We start from the raw sequence: 19,472 nt of genomic DNA on the forward strand, positions 1-19,472 counted from the left end.
CCAGATTCTAGCCCCCATAAAGGGACATCACAGACAACTGGCCAATCTGAGATGAACGAAGGATGACCTCAGGAGGTCGAGGACGAAGAGGCCATCCAGGTGTTGCACTGGAGAGCCTGGTTGCGATCCCAGCCCTGGCGGAACCAGCGATGGTTGTTGGCCGGAGAGCCGTGGTCGCGGGGGTATCCGGGATGGTCGCCGACCCGGGAGTAGAACCAGAAGAGCTTGGCGCGGTTGCCCGTGCTGATCGGGTAACTGGGCGCCACGGCCTTCATGAACATGCCACCGAAACAGGTGGCCTGGAGCTCCAGCCTCCTGCTCAATGCCAGCTTCCCGCTGCGGCTGGTGGAGTCCAGGGTCCTGGACCACCAGGAGTTCATGACGCCGGTGATGTTCTGCACGTGGTGGCCGTACTCGTGGGCCATCATGCTGATGATCGCCCCGTTCCACGGCACGATCTGGCCGTAGCCGAGGGCGTTGCCGTTCCCCTTGGCCATGGCCGAGGTGGAGGCGTAGATGGTGTTGTTGCGCGGGCAGTAGTAGGGCACGATGCTGCCCGGCGACGGGTAGTCCCCGCAGGCGCCCCGGCCGCGCTTGGCGGCGATCGCGTAGCCCGGCGGGCTCCAGCCGATGCCCTGGCGCTTCAGGATCGGCCCCCACGCCTGGTCCATGCACCGGCCCGTCTTCAGGATCAGCGCCTTGAGCTGGCTGTGGCTGAAGATGCTGGCGTTGCCGGCCCGGCACGTCGTGCGCGGCAGCGCGCCCGCCCGGTACATGGAGTTGGTCTTCAGGCTCGTGTCGAGCTTCACCTGGGCGGGCGGGTTGACCGTCTCGGCGTCGTCGGGCCGCGTCTCGGTGTCCTCCGATCGCGTCTCGGTGGGCGTCGGGCGCCGGGTGGGCCGGATCGGCTCCCTGGTGTGGCTGCGCGTCGGGGGCGTGTAGGTCGGCACCGCGATCGGCGTCGAGGTCTCGGTACGCGACCCGCCGCCCATCAGCAGCGCGGAACCGACCACGAGCAGCACCCCGATCACCGCCACCACGCCGAAGACCGCGCCGAGCACGGCGGCCGTGCTGCCGGACTTCTTGCGCTGCGGCTGCGGCCACTGCCGGAACTGCCCCGGCGGCGGGGGCGGCGGCCACCCGCCCTGCGGGGGCCGGGGCGGCTGCGGGTACGGCTGCTGCCGGTGCGGCGGCTGCTGATAGGGGGGCTGCCCTTGCGGCTGTCCGTAAGGAGGCTGCGGGTAGGGCGGTTGTGCTTGCGGCTGTCCGTAAGGAGGACGGCCCTGGGACGGCGCGGGCGGGCCCTGGGGCGGCGGGCCCTGAGGCGGTGCGGGCCGGCCGTACGGCGGCCGGCCCTGCGGCGGGTACGGCGGGCGCCCCTGCGGCGGAGGCGGCGGGTAGGACGGCCCCTGGGGCGGCGGCGGCTGTTCCTGCGGCTTTCCGTAGCCGGGAGGCGGCCACGGACGCGACGGCGGAATCTGGGGCTGCCCCTGCCCATGGGGTGGCGGTGGGTGCTGCCCGTTCCCCGTCACCGTGAACCCCCTTCACCCCGTTGTCGGCAAGACCGGACCTTTGCCGAATTTGGGGCAGAAGCATACTGATTTATCACCCGTCACGGATGTGGGCGTACTCGGTTACGGTCCGAAATCATTCGAGGTGATCTCCGCTATGTACCGGACCGGGCGGGGGCTGTTGTCCTAGCTTCAGTGGCATGAATCTGCAGCAGCTCCGCTATGTGGTCGCAACTGCGGAGCACCGCACAATGACCGACGCGGCCAGATCGCTCTACATCGCGCAACCTGCGCTTTCGCGGGCGATTCGGGACCTTGAACGCGAGCTGGGCATGACGCTTTTCGCGCGTTCGGGTCGGGGCGTCGTGGTCACGGCGCAGGGCAGGAGAGTCATCAAGCTGGCAAGGGAGGCACTCGATGCCGTAAGCGAGATCGAAGCGCTCGCGAGCCACGGCGGATCCCCTGAGGTGGAGCTGCGGATCGCCGCCACTCCCAGCCTGGAAGCCGGGCTGGCGGGCCGGTTGGTGCCCGCCTACACCGCCGAGCATCCAGGGGTTCGCGTGCAGATCGTGCGATGTGACGGCCGCGACGGAGTCGTCACGGCCATCAGGGAGGCCAGGGCCGACCTCGGCCTGACGGACCTCCCGGTCCCCACGGACCTGATCACCCACCCGCTGGAACGGCAGGAGATCGTGCTGATCTCCCCGCCGGGCCTCGACCTGCCGGATCCGGTCCCCATGGGCCGACTCCACGGCATGCGCCTGGCACTGCCCGCACGAGGATCGCTGCGGCGCAGGGAGCTGGACGCCATGTTCGGCAAGTTCGCGGTCACCCCGGTGGTGGTGCTCGAGACCGACGAGCGCAACGGCTGGCTGAACGCGGTCAGAACGGGACAGGCCTCCCTGCTGTGGTATCGGGGCCTGGCCGAGATGGCCGTCCGCGCGGGCCTGGTCGTGCGCTCCTTGGAACCCGCGGTACGGCGCGTCATCGCCGTCGTGCACGCCCGCAAGAGACTGCCGCTGAGCGCCCAGGACTTCCTGGCGACAGCGGAGAAGGGAAGTGCCGCCTAACATCCTGTGCATGACCCGACTACCGACTGCCTTCCCGGACGCATGCGCGACCCACGTCCGTGAGGCGGGCCCGCCACCCGGCCAGGGCGGAGGGGATCCGGTATCCGCGACGGGACGGGGCTTCAGGCCCCAGATAGCAAGGTTCCAGTTCGAAACAGCCGGTCTGCGCACCGGACTGGACGACCCGGACGCGGCCCCGCAAGGCCTGCCGGCGCACGTTGCCGGTGAAGGGCTAGGCCTCGCGGGCCGACGCGCCCGTCCCGGTCGCCACTTCGGCGGACGGCGGAACCTCTGATGGCCGGGACGCTGCGCCTGGGAGAGCGCACCTTCGCCCCCGGCGAGTTCGCCATCATGGCGGTGGTCAACCGCACGCCGGACTCCTTCTACGACAAAGGCCGCACGTACGGCTTCGCCGCCGCGCTCGACGCCGTGGACCAGGCCGTGGCCGGAGGCGCCGACATCGTCGACATCGGCGGCGTCAAGGCGGGCCCCGGCGACGACGTCGACGCCGCCGAGGAGATCCGCCGCGTGGCCGACCTGGTCGAGGCGGTGCGCGAACGCCACCCCGGCCTCCTGATCAGCGTCGACACCTGGCGCGCCGAAGTGGGCGAGGTGGTCGCCCGCGCCGGAGCCCATCTGCTCAACGACACCTGGGGCGGCGTCGACCCCGGCCTCGCGGAGGTGGCCGCCCGCCACGGCACCGGCCTGGTGTGCGCGCACGCCGGTCGCGTGGAGCCACGCACCCGCCCGCACCGCATCGCCTACGCCGACGTGGTGGACGACGTCATCGGCTACACCGTCGGCCTGGCCGAGCGCGCCGTGGCCGCGGGTGTGGCCCGCGACGCGATCCTCATCGATCCGGCCCACGACTTCGGCAAGAACACCTTCCACTCGCTGGAGGTCAGCAGGCGCCTGGACGAAATGGTGGCCACGCGCTTGCCCGTCCTCGTGGCGGTGTCCAACAAGGACTTCGTCGGCGAGACGCTCGGCGGGCTGCCGGTGGATCGGCGGCACGCGGGGACCATCGCGACACTCGCCGTTTCCGCGCTCCAGGGAGCCCGGGTCTTCCGGGTGCACGACGCCGCCTCCGCCCGGTCCGCACTCGCCGAGATAGCTCGCCTCGCGTAGTATCCCCGTGCCGAGCTGGGTTGCGATCGGAGTGCAGATCTTGTGCAACACCCGCTTGGAAGCATCACCGGCGGAGGAGAGCGGATGCGATTCAAGATTCTCGGACCGCTGCTGGTCGAACACGAGGGACAGGAGCTCCATCTCGGGGGCAGCCTCCAGCGGGTCGTCATGGCCATGTTGCTGCTCGAGGCGAACCGGGTCGTTCCCCTGGAGCGGATGATCGAGGCGGCCTGGGGGGAGAACCCGCCGGGCACGGCGCGCAACCAGGTGCAGATCCGGATCTCGCAGCTGCGCCGCGTGCTTCACGACACGGCGCAGCCGTACCACACACTGATCACGCGCTCGCCCGGCTACGTCGTGAAGGTGGATCCGGCGCGGCTGGACCTGACCGAGTTCGACGACCTGATCACGCGGGCGCGCGGTGAGGAGCCCGAGCGGGCAGCGCGCACGCTGCGCGCGGCGCTGGCGCTGTGGCGCGGGCCCGCGCTGTCCGACGTGGACAGCGACCTGATCCGGCCGATGGTCCATGACCTCGAGGAACGCCGGCTGCTGGCCCACGAGCAGTGCGTCGAGCTGGAACTGGGGCTCGGGCGGCACCTGGAGCTGGTCGGCGAGCTGCGGCGGCTGGTCGAGGCCCACCCGCTGCGCGAGCGGCCGCACAACCACCTGATGCTGGCCCTGTACCGCTCGGGGCGGCAGGCCGAGGCGCTGGACGCCTTCCGCGCCTACCGCGAGATGCTTCTCGACACGCTCGGCCTTGAGCCCAGCGACGAGCTGCGCCGTCTGGAGCTGGCCATCCTCAACCAGGAGGACGAGCTCGACCGGCCCGCGCCGCCCGTCAGGCTCACGCCGGTGCCGCGCCAGCTCCCGCCGATGATCTCCACGCTGTCCGGCCGTTCCGGCGAGCTGGCCAGGCTCACCGGCATGCTGGCCGGTTCGGGCGCGGACGGGCCGCTGCCCATGGCCGCCGTCGTGGGCCGCGCCGGCGTGGGCAAGACCGAACTGGCCGTGCACGCCGCCCACGAGCTGTCCTCGCATTACCCCGACGGCCAGCTCTACGTGGACCTGCGCGACGGGCAGATCGAGGCCACGGACGTGCTCAGCATGTTCCTGCGCGCGCTCGGCGTCAGCGCCATCCCGCGCTCGGCCGAGGAACGCGGCGCGCTGTTCCGCTCCACGGTCGCCGGACGCAGGCTGCTCGTCCTGCTCGACAACGCCGGATCCTTCGAGCAGATCTGGCCCCTGCTGCCCGGCGGCGGGCCCTGCGGCGTGCTGGTGACCGGACGCGAGCGCCCCATCGGGATGGCCGAGCACTGGGTGGTCAGGCTGGAGGTCCTGGACGACGCCGGTTCCGTCCGGCTGCTCATGGGCGACGTCGGCGAACGGCGCGCCGCCGCGGAACCCGACGCGCTCAGAAGGCTCGCGGCCCAGTGCGGCGGCCTGCCGCTGGCACTGCGCATCGCCGGGGCGCGGCTGGCCGTGCGGCCCCAGTGGACGATCGAGACCCTGGTCGGCCTGCTCAGCGACTCGCGGACCATGCTCGACGTGCTCAGCCACGGCGACCTGGAGGTCCGGGCCAGCCTGGAGGTGTCCTACCGGGGCCTGTCGGCGCGGGCGCGTACCCTCTTCCGGCGGATCGGACTGGTCGACAGCCCGCAGACGACCGCCTGGATGGCCGGCGCGCTGCTCGACGGCGACGCCGAGCAGGCGCTCGACGAGCTCGTCGGCGCGTCCCTGCTGACCGTCCGTGGCGGCCACTACGCCATCCACGATCTCGTACGCGCCTTCGCCGGCGAGCGCGCGCAGACCGAGGAACGCCGCGAGCAGCGGCTGGCCACCCTGGAACGCGCCTGCTCCGCCTTCGTCCGCCTCAGCGAGCGCGCCCACGAGCGCTACTACGGCGGCCACTTCACGCTCCTGCGCGGCAAGGCGGGACACGGTCCCTTCGCGCCCACGCTGGCCGACGCGCTCATCGGCGACGACCCGCTGACCTGGCTCGACGGCGAACGCGCCACGCTGCTGGCGCTCGTTCGCCAGGCCGCGGGGCACGGCCTGGACGAGCTGTGCTGGAGCATCGCGATGACCGCGATCACCCTGTTCGAGACCCACGGCTACTTCGACGAGTGGCGCGCGGTCAGCGAACTCGCGCTCAAGGCGTGCCGCGAGGCGGGCAACATCCGCGGCGAGGGCGCGATGGTCTACTCACTGAGCTCACTCGCCGTCTTCCAGCAGAGGTACGGCGAGGCCCACCCCATGCTGACCGAGGCACTCGACCTGTTCGACGAGATCGGCGAGACCCACGGCCGCGCCCTGGCCCTGCGGAACATGGCGATGGTCGAGCGGATGCGCGGCGACGTCGCCGCCGCCAGGGAGCGCTACGAGCAGGCCCTGCCCCTGCTGCGCGCCGTCGGCGACCGGGCCGCCGAGGCCCACGCGCTGGTCAACCTGGCCGTCATCCACCTGGAACGGGGCACACTCGACGAAGGCGGTCCCCTGCTGGAGCAGGCACTGGAGATCTTCCGGGAGGAGGGCGTGCCACGCGGGGAGGCCCAGGCGCTCAACTCCATCGGCCGCCTCGCGCTGCTCAGGGGCGAGGGCCGGCGGGCCCTGGAGGCGTTCGAGGCGGCGGCCGTGATCGTGCGCGACGTACGCGACCGGATCGGCGAGGCCTACGTCATGCAGGGCATCGCCGAGGCCAGGATCGCGCTCGGCCAGCCCGACCAGGCCAAGGGGACGCTGGCGGCGGCGCTGGACCTCGCCGAGCGGCTGGGGGAGCGGCTCATCTCCGGCCGGATCCGGCTGAACCTCGGGCTGCTCATGATGGAGGGCGGCGAACGGTCCGCCGAGTCGCACCTTCAGGAGGCGTACGCGTTGTTCGAGGAGATCGGTGCCGAACCATGGCGGGCGAAGGCCGCCGAGGCCCTCGCCCGCGCGCGCTGACCGGTCAGGTGCCGGGGGTGGTGGGCGAGCCGATCGGGTTGGGCCAGTGCATGTCGTCGTCGTCGCACAGCGGCTTGCCCTCGCAGCCGGTGACCGGCTTGGCGGCCGCTGCCGAGGCGATCGCCGCGGTGCCGCCCGCGAGGGCCACGGCCAGGCCCAGGGCGATAAGGATGTTGCGCATGGTGTTTCCTTCACGTTCGTTGATCGCGGACGGCGCGCGTCCGTCCGGGGGAGCGTAGGGGAAGGCGCTATCGATCCGCTTTATACGCGTCTGAAGGCTTCTACGTGCTTCGATGTGCTTCTACGTGCTTTTGCGGGCGGCCGGGAGCTCCACCACCACGCGCAGGCCGGGGAACGCGTCCTCCAGGTACACCCGGCCGTCGTGCGCGCGCACCGTCTCCCGCACGATGGCCAGGCCCAGCCCCGCGCCGCCCTCGTCGCGGCCCCGGCCCGAGTCCAGCCGGGTGAAGCGGTCGAAGACGCGCTCGCGGTCCTCCCGCGGGATGCCCGGGCCGTCGTCGGTCACGGTCAGCACGCCGTCGGCCGTCAGCGCCACCTCCACCTTCGAGGCGGCGTGGCGCACGGCGTTGTCCAGCAGGTTCGTCAGCACCCTGGTCAGGTCGAGGGCGTCGCCGGTCACCAGGACCGGGTCGCAGGCCACCAGGTGGGCCTCGCCGTAGCGCTCGACGCAGCGCCGTACCACGTCGTCGAGGTCGACCGGCTCGCGGCGGGCGGGACGGCCGCCGCGCTCGTCGAGACGGGCCAGCGCGAGCAGGTCCTCGGCCAGGCGCGACAGGCGCAACGTGTCCTCCAGCACGCCCTCGGCCGTCTCCTGCCAGTCGGCGCCCTCCGGATGTCCCAGCGCCACCTCCAGCTGCAGGCGGATGCTGGCCAGCGGGCTGCGCAGCTCGTGGGAGGCGTCGGAGACCAGCGAGCGCTGGCGCTTCTCCGCCTCCTCCAGGCGGGCCAGCATGTCGTTGAGCGTGAGCGCCAGCGCGTGCACCTCGTCGCGGGCCTGCGGCACCGGCAGGCGGCGCGAGCGGGCGGTGTGGGTGATGTCGGCGGCGCCCCTGCGCAGCGCGGCGATCGGCCGCAGCGTCCTGCCGATGATCAGCCAGCTGGCCGCCGCCAGCAGCACCACCAGCGCGGGCGTGCCCACGAACAGCACCTTCCCGGCCACGCCCAGGCTCCGCACGATCTCGCCGATCGGGCGCGCCGCCAGCACCGTGCGGCCCTGGTCCGCGCTGACCGCCACGACGTGCAGCGGCCCGGGGATCGCGTACGGCCGGCCGTCCAGATAGAGCGCCTCACCCTTGAGCGCCCGCTGCCTGGCCGGGGCGTCCAGCAGCGGGACCAGCCGGTCGGCGCCGTAGGTGACGTTCGAGATCCGGCCGTCGCGCTCCAGAACCTGCACGATCGTCCCGTCATGGGTGACGATCGGGCTGGTCAGCATCTCGTTGTCGGCCTTGACCCGCACCGTCTGCGCCTGCTGGCGCAGCGAGTCGTCCACCGTGCCGAGCAGCGCCCGTTGCAGCACGCTGAGCAGCACCGACGCCGAGATCGCCAGCGCCAGCGCCAGCACCGCGGCGGCCACCATGGTCAGCCGGAACCGCAGCCCCTGCCGCCGCCACCAGGCCAGCGGCGAATCAGCCACCGTCGCCGGCCAGGCGGTAGCCCGCGCCGCGCACGGTCTGCAGCGCGTTCCTGCCGAACGGGGCGTCGATCTTGCGGCGGAGATAGCCGACGTAGACCTCGACGACGTTCGGGTCGGTGTCGAAGGTGTCCCAGACGTGCTCCAGGATCTCCGACTTCGAGACGACCTCGTCCCGCCGCCGCAGCAGGTACTCCAGCAGCGCGAACTCCCGAGGCGTCAGCTCGACCTGCGCCTCCCCGCGCTCCACCCGCCGCCGCGCCGGGTCCAGCGACAGATCCCCGGCGGTCAGCACGGCCGGCCGCCGGCCCGCGTCCCGCCTGAGCAGCGCCCTGAGCCGCGCGACCAGCACCACGTAGGAGAACGGCTTGGTCAGATAGTCATCGGCCCCGAGATCGAGACCGTCGGCCATGTCGTACTCGCCGTCCTTGGCCGACAACATCAGGATCGGCACCCAGTTCTCCTCGGCGCGCAGGTGCTTGCAGACGTTGTAGCCGGACAGGCGGGGCAGCATGATGTCCAGGACGACCACGTCGTACTCGCCGTTGCGGGCCAGGTGCAGCCCTTCCTCGCCGTCGTGGGCCAGATCCACGGCGAACCCCTCCGCCTGCAGACCACGCTGCAGCGCCGCCGCCATGCGCCGCTCATCCTCGACGACCAGAACCCTCATGCCCTGGAGTGTAGGCACCCCCGCCTGAGAACCCTCTCAGCCCCCGGACCCCGACACCACGGGCACCCCAACGCTTGCGGAGCGCCGGTGCGGCGAGACGGGGCGCGGTGGAGCCCGGCGCAACGTGCGCGGGGCCCGGCCGGGGCCGGGGCGGGTGGGGAGGGGGGCCGTTGCGGCGGGGGGTGGTCCGACGTGAGAAGCGATCCCGCCGGCCTGCGCCGACGCACGCCGGCGGGTGGCGTGGGCGGCGGCTTCGCCGTAACGGATGGCTGCAAGAGCTGAGAGGGCTCTCAGACGCTCTCAGGATCACCTAAGGACCGATGCACCACGGTGGGAACATCCGCATACCGTGAAGGAGTGAGATGCGTAGAGGAACGATCGTGAGGTGGGGGGTCCCGATCGCGGCCGCCGCCGTGATCGGGGCGGCGGTCGGCGCCGGTCCCGTGATCGCCGCCGTCAGCGGCGAGCCCGTCCTGCCCGAACGTACGGCCGAGCAGTTGCTGGCCGACGCCGCCGCGGCGGTCAAGAAGGCGGGTGGGCCGCCGGCGATGTCGGGCACGGTCCAGCAGACGGCTTCGCTCGGCCTGCCCGCGCTGCCCGGCCAGGGCGGTGGGGCCTCGCCGCTGGCGTTGTTGTCCGGTTCGCACGAGGTCAAGGTCTGGTACGGCGGGCGGGACCGGCTGAGGATCGCCCTGCCCGGCCAGATGAGTGAGACCAACCTGATCGTCAACGGCGACCAGACCTGGTACTGGAACAGCGGCACGAACACCGCGACCAAGGTGAAACTGCCCGCCAAGTCCGAGCGGGAGAAGCCGCCGGCGACGCCGAGCCCGACGGACCTGACGCCGCAGCAGGTCGCCGAGACGTTCCTGGACCGGGTCAACGAGGACACGGGCGTCTCGGTGACGAACACCGCCGAGGTCGCCGGCCGCTCCGTGTACCAGCTGGTGCTGACGCCGAAGGCGCAGAGCTCGCTGGTGAAGGAGGTGCGTCTGGCCCTGGACGGCGAGAACTACCAGCCGCTGCAGGTGCAGGTGTTCGCCAAGGGCTCGGCGGAACCGGCTTTCCAGGTCGGGTTCACGCAGGTGACGTTCAGCCCGCCGGCCGAGGAGAACTTCGCCTTCACCCCGCCCGCGGGCGCCAAGGTGGAGGAGAAGGACTTCGGCCAGCTGGGTGAGCCGGCCGCCGACCACAACCAGGAGGCCGAGAAGGCCGCCGAGCAGCTCAAGGTGATCGGCAAGGGCTGGACGAGCGTGGCGGTGCTGCCGTTCAAGCAGGACGGGCAGGCCGCGAACTCGCGCGAGGCCGAGACCGCGAAGCTCATCCTCGACCAGGCGACCCCGGTGAGCGGCGCATGGGGCTCCGGCAAGATGATCAAGACCAAGCTGGTCACCGCCCTGCTGACCGACGACGGCCGCCTGCTGGCCGGCGCGGTCACCCCTGACGAGCTCGTCAAGGTCGCAGGCCAGTGACATCCGAGGTCATGTTGGAAGCGGGGGCGCCCTCCGGGGCGGCCCCGCCCGCCGCCATCACCACCCGTGGCCTGACCAAGCGCTTTCGCGGCGGCCAGGTCGCGGTGGACGCGCTCGACCTGGACGTGCCGAGCGGGTCCGTCTACGGCTTCCTCGGGCCGAACGGCTCGGGCAAGACGACCACGATCCGCATGCTGCTCGGGCTGATCGCGCCCACGGAGGGCGCCTTCACGATGCCGCCCCTGACCACGGTGGGGGCGCTGGTGGAGGGGCCGGCCTTCTATCCGTACCTGTCGGGCGAGGCGAATCTGCTGCGCTTCGACGCCGCCGACCCGAGCGCGCCGCGCAGGACCGCCAGGACGCGGGCCGCGGAGGCCCTGGAGCGGGTCGGTCTCGCCGCGGCCGCGGGCAAGCGCTACCGGGCGTACTCACTGGGCATGCGCCAGCGCCTGGCCATCGCCGCCGCGCTGCTGCGGCCCCGGCGGCTGCTGGTGCTCGACGAGCCCACGAACGGACTCGACCCGCAGGGCACCCGCGAGGTACGCGCCCTGGTCAAGGACGTCGCCGCCGAGGGCACGACCGTGTTCGTCTCCTCGCACCTGCTGGCCGAGGTCGAGCAGATGTGCACCCACGCCGGGATCATGAGCGCCGGGCGGCTCGTCGCCCAGGGCACCATCGCCTCGCTCAGCGGCGGGCGCGCCGCCAGGATCAGGATCGACACGCCGGACCTGGAAACGGCCGCGCAGGTGCTGACCGCGCTCGAACTGCCCGACGTGCGCGTGGGCTCCGACGTGACCGCCGAACTCGGCGGGCAGGCGCCGGAGCGGATCAACGCGGAACTGGTCGTGGCGGGCGTGGCCGTACGCGGGCTGTCGGTGGTGCGCACGAGCCTGGAGGACGTGTTCGTGGGACTGACGGGGGAGGGTTTCGATGTCGACGGCTGACACCCGGACCGGCGCTCGCCGGATGCCGGGACTGGTGCCGGTGAGCGAGACACGGCGCAGCGCGGAACGCGCCGCCGCGCCGCAGGAGCCGTCCGTGCTGTCCGAGCCCGAGCCGTCCGGCGGGGTGGTGGCGTTCTGGCGGTTGCTGCGTTCCGAGCTCGGGCTGACGTTCCGGCGTCCGCGCAACCTCATCATGCTGGGCGTGCTCGCGCTGGTGCCGGTGATCATCGGCGTCGTGCTGAAGAGCATCGGCACCGAGGACGCCGACGGCGGCATGGGCGCGCTGCTGGCGGCCACGGCCGGGAACAGCCTCATGCTGACGTTCGTGGCGCTGTCGGCGCTGGTGCCGTTGCTGATGCCGATCGCGGTCGCGGTCGTGGCCGGTGACTCGATCGCGGGCGAGGCCGGGGCCGGGACCCTGCGCTACCTGCTGGCCGCGCCGGCCGGGCGGGGGCGGCTGCTGGCGGTCAAATACCTCAACGCCGTCATCTTCGCCGTCGCCGTGACCGCCGCTGTGGCCGTGTCGGCGCTGGTGGTGGGGGTGGCGTTGTTCCCCGTCGGGCCGGTGACGCTGCTGTCGGGGACGACCGTGAGCTTCGCGGACGGGCTGCTGCGCATCCTCGTCACCGTCGGGTACGTGAGCGCGGGGATGGCGGCGCTTGCCGCCGTCGCGCTGGCGCTGTCGACGCTGACGGAGGTGTCGATCGGGGCCATCGCGGCCACGCTGGTGCTGATCATCGTTACGCAGGTGCTGCGGGCGTTTCCGCAGCTGGACTGGCTGGCGCCGTATCTGCTGCCGACGCATTGGTCGGGATTCGACGGGGCGTTGCGCGATCCCGTCGGCGACATGTCGGGCGGGTTGCTGGCGTTCACCGCGTACATCGCCCTGTTCCTGTCCATCGCCTGGGCGAGGTTTTCTGGCAAGGACATCTCTTCCTAGTCTTTTCCGGCTTTTCCTTTACGGCGGGCCTGGTGGGCGCCACCCGCCGACGTGGGCTCGCGCGGGTCGGGGGGATCGCTTCTCACGTCGGACGTGGCACCCCGCCGTCACGGCCCTTCGCTGACCGGGGACCGTGGCGTGGCTGCCCGCCGCACCCACCCTGCGAGTCCGCGCGGGGTGGGCCGGGCTGGGCGCCGTTCGTGTTGCGCCGGGCGCGACCGTGACGCGTCTCGCCGTTGCGGCGCTGACAAGCGTGGGTGGGTGCCCCCGAGCACGGCGAGCGTGGGTGGGGCGGTGGTGCCCTGGTTTTGGTGGGCGGGGTTGGGTTTCGGTCCTGGGCCCGAGCCTCGGGGGTCGGGCCCAGGGGTGTTGGGTCAGGAGGGGCGGCGGCGGAGGGCCAGGGCGGCTACCACCACGCCGATGACGCCGACTGCCAGGCCGGCGCCGCCCAGCAGGCGGGCGGTGTTGTCGGAGGGGGATGACGAGGCCGCTACCGGGGTCAGGGACGGCTTGGCGGCCGGGGCGGTGGTCGCCGGGGTCGCGGGGGCGCCGTGGGCGTCGGCTGTCGCGGGGGTCAGCTTCAGGACGGGGGCCGGGTGTTCGGCCTCTGTGCCGTCGGACTTGGGGGCGTCGGCCCACTTGACGACCTCGCCGCCCGAGTACGTCTGCGTGGTCGGGAAGACCAGCTGGTCCACGTCCTTCGGGAGCTGGCCCATCGAGACCTCGAACTCCTGGAACTCGCCCGGGTTGATCTTGCCGCCGGACCACTCGACCTTGGTGACGGCCTCTTCCAGGTCGCCGAACTCCGTCTTGACCGGCTGGGGCAGCTTGCCCTCCGTGACCTTGACGGTCCAGCCGGGCACGGGCTTGACCTTGACGAAGGCGAGCGGGTGGTCCGTCGGGAAGGCGACCTCGATCTTGGTGGTGCCGGCGTCGTCGCGCTCGTTCGGCACGCGGAAGGCGACCTTGGTGAACCCGCCCTGCTCGGCGGTGCCCGGGTTGATGGTGACGTGGGCCAGGGCCGGGGCGGCCAGGCCGAGGGTGAGGGCTGAGGCGGCGGCGAGCACGGTCGCGGCACGTCGGAGGAAGGACACGCGGAAGTCTCCACTTCGCTGTCGGGTAAGGGGGATGAAAGGGGTGTCAGATGGTCAGGCGGGAAGTGGAGGACCGCGCCTGCTGACGGTGAGCGCGACGGCCGGGCAGACCGGTACGCGGCGGGAGGTGAAGAAGGCGGCCTGCCGTACCCGGGCAGGAACGACGCACCTGAGCAGCAGCACCAGACGGCGGCCCAGGCGGCGCAGCAGCGACCACAGCGCGCCCTCGCCGCGCGCCAGCCACCACCCGGTGAGCAGGGTGGCGATGAGGTGCGTGAGGAGCATGCCGGTGTTCTGGCCGAGGCCGTGCTCGGGGTCGGTCAGCGGTGAGAGGACCGCGGGCCCCGACTCGTAGCCGAAGGCGGTGTGCAGGGCCAGCTGGGTGGCGATCAGCACGGTGTTGATGGTGGCCGGGGTGCGTTCGCGGCCGGACAGGACCGTGCCCAGCGCCATGACCGCCGCGAGGCTCAGGCAGAAGAAACCCGGTGTGGGGGCGGCGCCGCCGGCCATGGTGTGGGCGAGCGCGGCGAGTCCCACGCCGACCGCGGCGAAGGCGGCCGAGCGGGTGAGCCGGAGCGGGAGTTGGGCGCGCATGGGTTGCCTCATGCTCTCATGGGGCAGTGGTTGTGGTAGTCCCAAGGTGACCAATGCCTGGCTGATTTGTGGCTTTTGTCGCTAGGGTCTGTGCCGATCGCGTTGACATGAGGTGATGACGTTGCGGCACTTTGCTGGCTTACTTCTCGGCCTGGTGGTGACAGCCGCCGTGCTCGTAGGCGGAGGATGGGCAGTCCAGCAGGCGTTCGTCGCCGGTATGGGCACGCCCGTGAGCGGGCAGCGGTTGTGGATCGCGCTCGGGGCCATGGCGGCCGTCGGGCTGGTGGTCGGGCTGGTGGTGGCGGGGCGGGTCTCGCCCCTGGCCACGTTCGTCCCGTCGCTGGTGCTTCTGGCGTGGACGGTGGTCTACGCCCTCGACGCGGTACGCGCGCTGTCGCTCATCCCCGACCAGCCGACCATGCACTGGCTGCTCACCGAGGCGGGCGCGGGCAACAAGGCGATGCTGACCTCGGGCTTCTACGCCCTGCTCGGCGTCGCGATGTTCATCCCCGTACTGATCCCCTCCCGCTGGGCCCGCCGCTACGACGACATGGACGAGGAGTACGAGCAGACGCAGGAGAGCTCCTACTACTGAGCGCCCGCGGTGTAGAGGCGGGTGACGACCTCCTCCAGAGAGCTCTCGCCCGCCATCAGCTCATCCAGCGTGCCGTCGAACTGCATCCTGCCGTGGTCGATCACCATGACCCGCCTGCACAGGCGTTCGATGTCGCCGAGGTCGTGGGTGGTGAGCAGCACGGTGGTGCCGCGCTCGGCGTTCACCCGCTGGAGGAAGGCGCGGATGCTGTTCTTGCTGACGACGTCCAGGCCGATCGTGGGCTCGTCGAGCACCAGCACCTCGGGCGCGTGCAGGAGCGCGGCGGTCAGGTCGCCGCGCATGCGCTGGCCCAGGCTGAGCTGGCGCACCGGCGTCTTCATGAACCCGCTGAGGTCGAGGGTCTCGACGAGCTCGTCCAGCCGGACCCGGAAGTCCTTGCGATCTACTTTGTAAAGGAGCCGGATCAGTTCGAAACTGTCCTTGAGCGGCAGGTCCCACCACAGCGTCGTGCGCTGGCCGAAGACCACGCCGATGCGCCGGGCCACGACCGTGCGCCGGCGTGAGGGGTCGAGCCCGGCCACGCGTACCGTGCCCGAGGTGGGGGTGAGGATGCCGCAGAGCATCTTGATGGTGGTGGACTTGCCCGCGCCGTTGGGGCCGAGGTAGCCGACGAACTCTCCCGGCGCCACGGTGAAGGACAGATCGTGTACGGCGTGCACGACGTTCCTCTTCACCTTGAAGGAACGCCCGGCCCGGTCCAGCTCGATCATGGTCAACTCCCGGTGGATCGGTAGCGTCGGATGCCCTGGCGCCAGGCCAGCCCGGCCAGCAGGGCGAGGACGAGGGCCGCGACGGGCCCCAGGAAGCGCATGAACTCCGGCGTGCCGAAGGGATCGGGCAGGCCGAGGACGTACAGGCCGGGCTGCCAGTTGACGAAGGCCAGCGGCAGCACGTACGTCACCCCGCGCACCAGTTCCCTGCCGTAGATCGCGAACGGGTACTGGGTGAGCTGGCCGCTGCCGTAGGTGAACGCGCTGGACACCTCCGGCGCGTCGGTCAGCACGAACTGCAACGCCCCGGCGAGGGTCCAGAGCGCGGAGAAGATGACGAACCCGCAGCCGATCATGATCGGCACCATCCACAGCCGCGACCAGGGCAGGCCGAGCGCGGTCACGGCGTAGCCGAGCACGAGCAGGGCCTGGAGCACCCGGCCGATCCGGGTGATCAGGAAGCGGTCGGTCGCCGTCTGGATCCAGGTGCTGACCGGACGGATCAGCATGGTGTCGAACGTGCCCGCCTTCACGTGCATGCTGATGCGGTCGAGGTTGCTGACCAGCATGTCGCAGAGCGCGAAGGCCACGTTGGAGGTGCCGTACAGGAAGAGCACCTGGTCGCGGGTGAAGCCGGCCAGCGTGGTGGTGTTGGAGAAGATCACCAGGATGGCGGCCACGTCGAGCCCGGCGACCGCGAAGCCGAGCACCGTCATGATCGTGAACGAGACCGGGTACGCGGCCGCGGCGCGCGTCCAGGTCCAGGCCAGCAGCACGTAGGTTCTAACCACCCTGGATCACCACCCGGTGGCGGATCAGGCGGGTGCCCAGCGCGCCCAGCCCGAGCGTCACCGCCACCCAGAGCAGTTGGACGCCGAGCGCCTGCCAGACGTCGGCCTTGCCCAGGTAGACGTCCATGGGGATCTGGACCATGGCCGCCCACGGCAGCGCCGCGGCCAGGTCGCCGAGGAAGCCGGGGAAGATGCCCAGCGGCAGCATCATGCCGCTGAAGAACGTGGTCAGCACCAGGGAGACCGCCAGCGTGCCGCGGTCGTCGAGCAGCCAGCACACCGACAGTGCCACCAGGTAGCGCCAGCCGAAGCTGACCACCACGCCGAGCGTGAAGCTGACCAGGAAGGCGCCCGCGTTGTCCGGCGCGGTGATGCCGAACAACAGGGCGCCGAGGATCGTCGGCGGCAGGCCCCGCACGATGAACAGGTAGCCCGCCCGCCCGAGGTCCTCCGCCAGCGCGCACAGCTGCAGGGAGGCGGGCCGGACCAGGTCGAGGGCGATGTCGCCGCTGCGGATGCGTTCGGGGATGGTCAGGCCGCCGCCGAACAGCTGCATCGGGCCGATGAAGGCCTGGGTGATGAAGCAGAACGTGACGGCGTCGAGCACGTCGTAGCCGGCCAGGCCGGGCCTGGCCTGCCACAGGGCGATGAGGACGTAGGCGCGCAGGATGCCGAAGACGCTGTTGGTGAAGGCGCCGGCCAGCGCTGCCGCTCCATAGGTGGCGTGTTTGCGGAAGCCGTACCGGACGAGCCGGGCGTAGAGGAGAATGGTGTGCACCTCCGGAGAGTGAGGGAACGACAACAGCCCGTGCGCGGGAGTGCGCACGGGTATGCCGGGCAAGCCACGTATTATGCGCCGCCGGTCCGGGGGTGGCAACGGGTTTTCTAGCGGTCGGCCAGCCGGTTGACGAAGCGCAGGCCGGACCAGGTGGCGTCCACGGCGGCGACCTTGTTGTCGACGAGTCCGCCGGCCAGGCCGTACTCGCGGACGAGGTTCTCGCCGAGGTCGCTCTGGCGGCCACTGGCGCGTTTGGGCCAGCAGACCCACAGCCCGCCGTCGCCGGCCAGCCGTCCCTTCGCGGTCGCGAAGCGCCGCCGCAGGTCGGCGAAGTCGCCGCAGAAGATCAGGATCACGTCGTACGGCTCCCGCCCCGCCCGCGTGTGCACCGGCGCCCCCAGGTCGAGGTCGCCGGGCAGGGCGGTGGCCAGGACGCGGTGGCCCGGCTTGATGCCGAGCTTCTGTGGCAGGGGCGTCCCTGAATATCCGGCCATACCCCCTACCGTCGCATGCCGCCCCGAAATATCCGCGTAAGCGAGTAGATACTTACTGGTGGGTAGAACGATGTTCCAGAAGGGAACGGGATATAGCGGAGGCCTTGTATGCGCATCGACAGGGACGTCTATCCCGACTACCCCAGGAGCTGGCAGGCCCGTACGCTCAACGGCCTGCTGCGCGGCACGCTGAAGCCCGCGTCCAGCCTGCTGCTGCGTCATCCGCTCGCGCTCGACGCCGCCGCCCGGCTGGGCACGCTGTCGCGCCTGCTGCCGATGACCCCGCCGAGTCACGTCGGCATCGTCCCCGCCCGCTTCAGCGACTGCGGCGGCGAGTGGATCCGCGCCGGTGAGGGCCTGGACGAGCGCAAGGCGCTGCTCTACTTCCACGGCGGCGGCTACTTCTCCTGCTCGCCGCGTACCCACCGGCCCGTCACCTGGCGGCTGTCGGTCGTGGCCCGCCGCCCCGTGCTCGCCCTCGACTACCGCCAGGGGCCGGTGCACCGGCTGGCGGAGTCGCTGGCCGACGCCCTGGACGCGTACTCCTGCCTGCTTGCCCGGGGCCACGCGCCTTCGGACATCCTGCTGGCGGGCGACTCCGCCGGCGGCCACCTCTGCCTGGCCACCCTGCTGGCTCTGCGCGACCGCGGGCTGCCCCTGCCCGAGGCGGCCCTGTGCCTGTCGCCGTGGGCCGACCTGACCGACGCGCCGCGCCGCGCCAACCGCTGGCAGGACCCGATGCTGCCCGCCGGGCGGGTGCGCTGGCTGGCCCGGCACTGGACCTCCGGGCTCGACCCGCGCGACCCGCTCGTCTCCCCGGTGAACGGCGACTACACCGGCCTGCCGCCGCTGATGATCGTCACCGGCTCGACCGAAGTGCTGCGCGACGAGGCCCGCCGGGTCGCGGTCAAGGCCCGCCGGGCCGGCGTGCCGGTGCGCTACGAGGAGTGGCCCCGGATGCCGCACGTCTTCCCCATCCTGGCCGACGTGCTGCCGGAGGCCCGGTTGGCGTTCCGCCATATGGCGGCGTTCCTGGCCGACGTGCGGGGGCGTACTTTCCTCGAAGATGCCGCCTGACGGCCCATCGCTCCTGACGCGGGGTGTAGGTTAGGTATACCTAACTACGCTCCCGAGGGGGATGGGGCCCGGATGTCGAAGAGCGAGCACAAGGCGACCGTGCTGCGGACCGAGCAGCTGACGCCGCACATGATCCGCGTGGTGGTGGGCGGGGAGAGCCTGCGCGGCTTCGCCACCTCCGGGCTGACCGACCACTACGTGAAGCTCGTCTTCCGTCACGAGGGCGTGGAGTATCCGGAGCCGTTCAGCGTGCAGACCTGCCGTGAGGAGATGCCCCGCGAGCACTGGCCGAGGCTGCGCACCTACACCGTGCGCGCCTGGGACCCCGACACGCTGGAGCTGACGATCGACTTCGTGCACCACGGCGACGAGGGCCTGGCCGGTCCCTGGGCGGCCGCCGCCCAGCCCGGCGACACCCTCTACATGCTCGGCCCCGGCGGCGGCTACACCCCCGACCCGGCCGCCGGCTGGCACCTGCTCGCCGGCGACGAGAGCGCGCTGCCCGCGATCGCCGCCGCCCTGGAGGCGCTGCCGGAGGGCGCCGTGGCGCACGTGTTCGTCGAGATCGACGGGCCCGTCGAGGAGCAGAAGCTGGAGCGCCCGGTCACCTGGCTCTACCGCGGCGAGCGGCCGGTCGGGCAGCTGCTGGTCGAGGCGGTGCGAGGGCTGGAGTTCCCCGAGGGCGAGGTGCACGCGTTCGTCCACGGGGAGGCCGGTTTCGTCAAGGAGCTCCGGCGCCACCTGCGCGTCGAGCGCGGCGTACCCCTGGAGCGGCTGTCGATCTCCGGCTACTGGCGGCTCGGCGTCGACGACGAGGGCTGGCGGGCGGTCAAGCGAGACTGGAACCAGACGGTCGAGGCCGAGGAGGCCAAGGAGCTGTCGTCGTAAAACGCCACTTCAGGCCGTCCAGTCACACCTCTTACTAACCGAAAGGTAACACCCGCCTTACGCGCGATACCCCTTGGGAAAACCATGCGGAAACCCTCCGCCCG

General features: G+C 71.6%; 18 protein-coding genes and 1 pseudogene. 9 read left to right on the top strand and 10 right to left on the bottom strand.

Annotation, left to right across the window (positions count from 1 at the left end; all coding sequences use genetic code 11):
• Positions 1-68 precede the first annotated feature (68 nt).
• Positions 69-1,532: a neutral zinc metallopeptidase gene (locus ACIBI5_RS44530; RefSeq protein ID WP_397256395.1), complete on the bottom strand. Its 1,464-nt coding sequence runs from the start codon at positions 1,530-1,532 to the stop codon at positions 69-71.
• A gap of 230 nt (positions 1,533-1,762) precedes the next feature.
• On the opposite strand from ACIBI5_RS44530, the gene ACIBI5_RS44535 reads away from it, so the two are divergent.
• The 3 genes from ACIBI5_RS44535 to ACIBI5_RS44545 all read left to right on the top strand — a co-directional run bounded on the left by ACIBI5_RS44535 (position 1,763) and on the right by ACIBI5_RS44545 (position 6,649).
• Positions 1,763-2,581 (top strand): LysR substrate-binding domain-containing protein, encoded by an 819-nt coding sequence (locus ACIBI5_RS44535; protein ID WP_397256445.1) that lies wholly within the window; start codon positions 1,763-1,765, stop codon positions 2,579-2,581.
• Positions 2,582-2,875: 294 nt separating this feature from the next.
• Positions 2,876-3,709, top strand: a complete 834-nt coding sequence (gene folP, locus ACIBI5_RS44540; protein WP_397256397.1) for a dihydropteroate synthase — start codon at positions 2,876-2,878, stop codon at positions 3,707-3,709.
• An 84-nt stretch (positions 3,710-3,793) separates the two neighbouring features.
• Positions 3,794-6,649 carry a BTAD domain-containing putative transcriptional regulator gene (locus ACIBI5_RS44545; RefSeq protein WP_397256399.1) on the top strand — a complete coding sequence of 952 codons (2,856 nt, stop codon included), beginning with the start codon at positions 3,794-3,796 and terminating at the stop codon, positions 6,647-6,649.
• Positions 6,650-6,653: 4 nt separating this feature from the next.
• On the opposite strand, the gene ACIBI5_RS44550 is transcribed toward ACIBI5_RS44545, so the two are convergent.
• The 3 genes from ACIBI5_RS44550 to ACIBI5_RS44560 form a co-directional block, all read right to left on the bottom strand.
• Positions 6,654-6,830: a hypothetical protein gene (locus ACIBI5_RS44550; RefSeq protein ID WP_397256401.1), complete on the bottom strand. Its 177-nt coding sequence runs from the start codon at positions 6,828-6,830 to the stop codon at positions 6,654-6,656.
• A gap of 120 nt (positions 6,831-6,950) precedes the next feature.
• Complete coding sequence (locus tag ACIBI5_RS44555; protein ID WP_397256403.1) at positions 6,951-8,303, bottom strand: sensor histidine kinase; 1,353 nt, start codon at positions 8,301-8,303, stop codon at positions 6,951-6,953.
• A complete protein-coding gene (locus ACIBI5_RS44560) occupies positions 8,296-8,970 on the bottom strand; it encodes a response regulator transcription factor (protein ID WP_379616375.1) in 675 nt (224 codons plus the stop codon). Before ACIBI5_RS44560 ends, ACIBI5_RS44555 begins: the two co-directional genes overlap by 8 nt.
• 380 nt (positions 8,971-9,350) lie before the next feature.
• On the opposite strand from ACIBI5_RS44560, the gene ACIBI5_RS44565 reads away from it, so the two are divergent.
• From ACIBI5_RS44565 to ACIBI5_RS44575, 3 genes are read left to right on the top strand one after another with little or no spacing between them, the layout of a single operon-like run.
• Positions 9,351-10,442: an outer membrane lipoprotein carrier protein LolA gene (locus ACIBI5_RS44565; protein WP_397256405.1), complete on the top strand. Its 1,092-nt coding sequence runs from the start codon at positions 9,351-9,353 to the stop codon at positions 10,440-10,442.
• Entirely contained in the window at positions 10,439-11,386 is a 948-nt protein-coding gene (locus tag ACIBI5_RS44570; protein ID WP_397256407.1) for an ABC transporter ATP-binding protein, read from the top strand. Before ACIBI5_RS44565 ends, ACIBI5_RS44570 begins: the two co-directional genes overlap by 4 nt.
• Positions 11,373-12,326 carry an ABC transporter permease gene (locus tag ACIBI5_RS44575; RefSeq protein WP_397256409.1) on the top strand — a complete coding sequence of 318 codons (954 nt, stop codon included), beginning with the start codon at positions 11,373-11,375 and terminating at the stop codon, positions 12,324-12,326. The genes ACIBI5_RS44570 and ACIBI5_RS44575 overlap by 14 nt, the downstream gene beginning before the upstream one ends.
• Positions 12,327-12,700: 374 nt before the next feature.
• On the opposite strand, the gene ACIBI5_RS44580 is transcribed toward ACIBI5_RS44575, so the two are convergent.
• Positions 12,701-13,420, bottom strand: a complete 720-nt coding sequence (locus tag ACIBI5_RS44580; protein WP_397256410.1) for a YcnI family protein — start codon at positions 13,418-13,420, stop codon at positions 12,701-12,703.
• A gap of 54 nt (positions 13,421-13,474) precedes the next feature.
• Positions 13,475-14,014 (bottom strand): MFS transporter, encoded by a 540-nt coding sequence (locus ACIBI5_RS44585; protein ID WP_397256412.1) that lies wholly within the window; start codon positions 14,012-14,014, stop codon positions 13,475-13,477.
• A 115-nt stretch (positions 14,015-14,129) separates the two neighbouring features.
• Between ACIBI5_RS44585 and ACIBI5_RS44590 the strand changes: the two genes are divergently transcribed.
• Positions 14,130-14,609: a hypothetical protein gene (locus tag ACIBI5_RS44590; protein ID WP_379641208.1), complete on the top strand. Its 480-nt coding sequence runs from the start codon at positions 14,130-14,132 to the stop codon at positions 14,607-14,609.
• A gap of 50 nt (positions 14,610-14,659) precedes the next feature.
• Here ACIBI5_RS44590 and ACIBI5_RS44595 read toward each other — a convergent pair.
• From ACIBI5_RS44595 to ACIBI5_RS44610, 4 genes and pseudogenes are all read right to left on the bottom strand, one after another.
• A pseudogene (locus ACIBI5_RS44595) lies at positions 14,660-15,340 on the bottom strand (ATP-binding cassette domain-containing protein); the annotation flags it as partial.
• 2 nt (positions 15,341-15,342) lie between these two features.
• Positions 15,343-16,131, bottom strand: coding sequence for an ABC transporter permease (locus tag ACIBI5_RS44600; protein WP_397256414.1), 789 nt, complete (start codon positions 16,129-16,131; stop codon positions 15,343-15,345).
• Entirely contained in the window at positions 16,124-16,909 is a 786-nt protein-coding gene (locus ACIBI5_RS44605) for an ABC transporter permease (protein WP_397256416.1), read from the bottom strand. Before ACIBI5_RS44605 ends, ACIBI5_RS44600 begins: the two co-directional genes overlap by 8 nt.
• Before the next feature lie 107 nt (positions 16,910-17,016).
• Positions 17,017-17,403, bottom strand: a complete 387-nt coding sequence (locus ACIBI5_RS44610) for a DUF3052 family protein (RefSeq protein WP_397256418.1) — start codon at positions 17,401-17,403, stop codon at positions 17,017-17,019.
• Positions 17,404-17,511: 108 nt separating this feature from the next.
• Here ACIBI5_RS44610 and ACIBI5_RS44615 point away from each other — a divergent pair, with 108 nt between their 5' ends.
• A complete protein-coding gene (locus ACIBI5_RS44615) occupies positions 17,512-18,480 on the top strand; it encodes an alpha/beta hydrolase (RefSeq protein ID WP_397256420.1) in 969 nt (322 codons plus the stop codon).
• Between the two features lie 72 nt (positions 18,481-18,552).
• Positions 18,553-19,368, top strand: a complete 816-nt coding sequence (locus tag ACIBI5_RS44620) for a siderophore-interacting protein (RefSeq protein WP_397256422.1) — start codon at positions 18,553-18,555, stop codon at positions 19,366-19,368.
• Positions 19,369-19,472 lie beyond the last annotated feature (104 nt).

Origin of the sequence: Nonomuraea sp. NPDC050540 (assembly GCF_044457485.1) — a bacterium.
Taxonomy (GTDB): Bacteria; Actinomycetota; Actinomycetes; order Streptosporangiales; family Streptosporangiaceae; genus Nonomuraea.

What these genes read in the sequence shown, in the direction of transcription:
- ACIBI5_RS44620 (WP_397256422.1), top strand. Translation starts at nt 18,553, where the DNA reads ATGTCGAAGAGCGAGCACAAGGCGACCGTGCTGCGGACCGAGCAGCTG.
- ACIBI5_RS44560 (WP_379616375.1), bottom strand. Translation starts at nt 8,970, where the DNA reads ATGAGGGTTCTGGTCGTCGAGGATGAGCGGCGCATGGCGGCGGCGCTG.
- ACIBI5_RS44590 (WP_379641208.1), top strand. Translation starts at nt 14,130, where the DNA reads ATGACGTTGCGGCACTTTGCTGGCTTACTTCTCGGCCTGGTGGTGACA.
- ACIBI5_RS44535 (WP_397256445.1), top strand. Translation starts at nt 1,763, where the DNA reads ATGACCGACGCGGCCAGATCGCTCTACATCGCGCAACCTGCGCTTTCG.
- ACIBI5_RS44575 (WP_397256409.1), top strand. Translation starts at nt 11,373, where the DNA reads ATGTCGACGGCTGACACCCGGACCGGCGCTCGCCGGATGCCGGGACTG.
- ACIBI5_RS44610 (WP_397256418.1), bottom strand. Translation starts at nt 17,403, where the DNA reads ATGGCCGGATATTCAGGGACGCCCCTGCCACAGAAGCTCGGCATCAAG.
- ACIBI5_RS44550 (WP_397256401.1), bottom strand. Translation starts at nt 6,830, where the DNA reads ATGCGCAACATCCTTATCGCCCTGGGCCTGGCCGTGGCCCTCGCGGGC.
- ACIBI5_RS44545 (WP_397256399.1), top strand. Translation starts at nt 3,794, where the DNA reads ATGCGATTCAAGATTCTCGGACCGCTGCTGGTCGAACACGAGGGACAG.
- folP (WP_397256397.1), top strand. Translation starts at nt 2,876, where the DNA reads ATGGCCGGGACGCTGCGCCTGGGAGAGCGCACCTTCGCCCCCGGCGAG.
- ACIBI5_RS44585 (WP_397256412.1), bottom strand. Translation starts at nt 14,014, where the DNA reads ATGCGCGCCCAACTCCCGCTCCGGCTCACCCGCTCGGCCGCCTTCGCC.
- ACIBI5_RS44615 (WP_397256420.1), top strand. Translation starts at nt 17,512, where the DNA reads ATGCGCATCGACAGGGACGTCTATCCCGACTACCCCAGGAGCTGGCAG.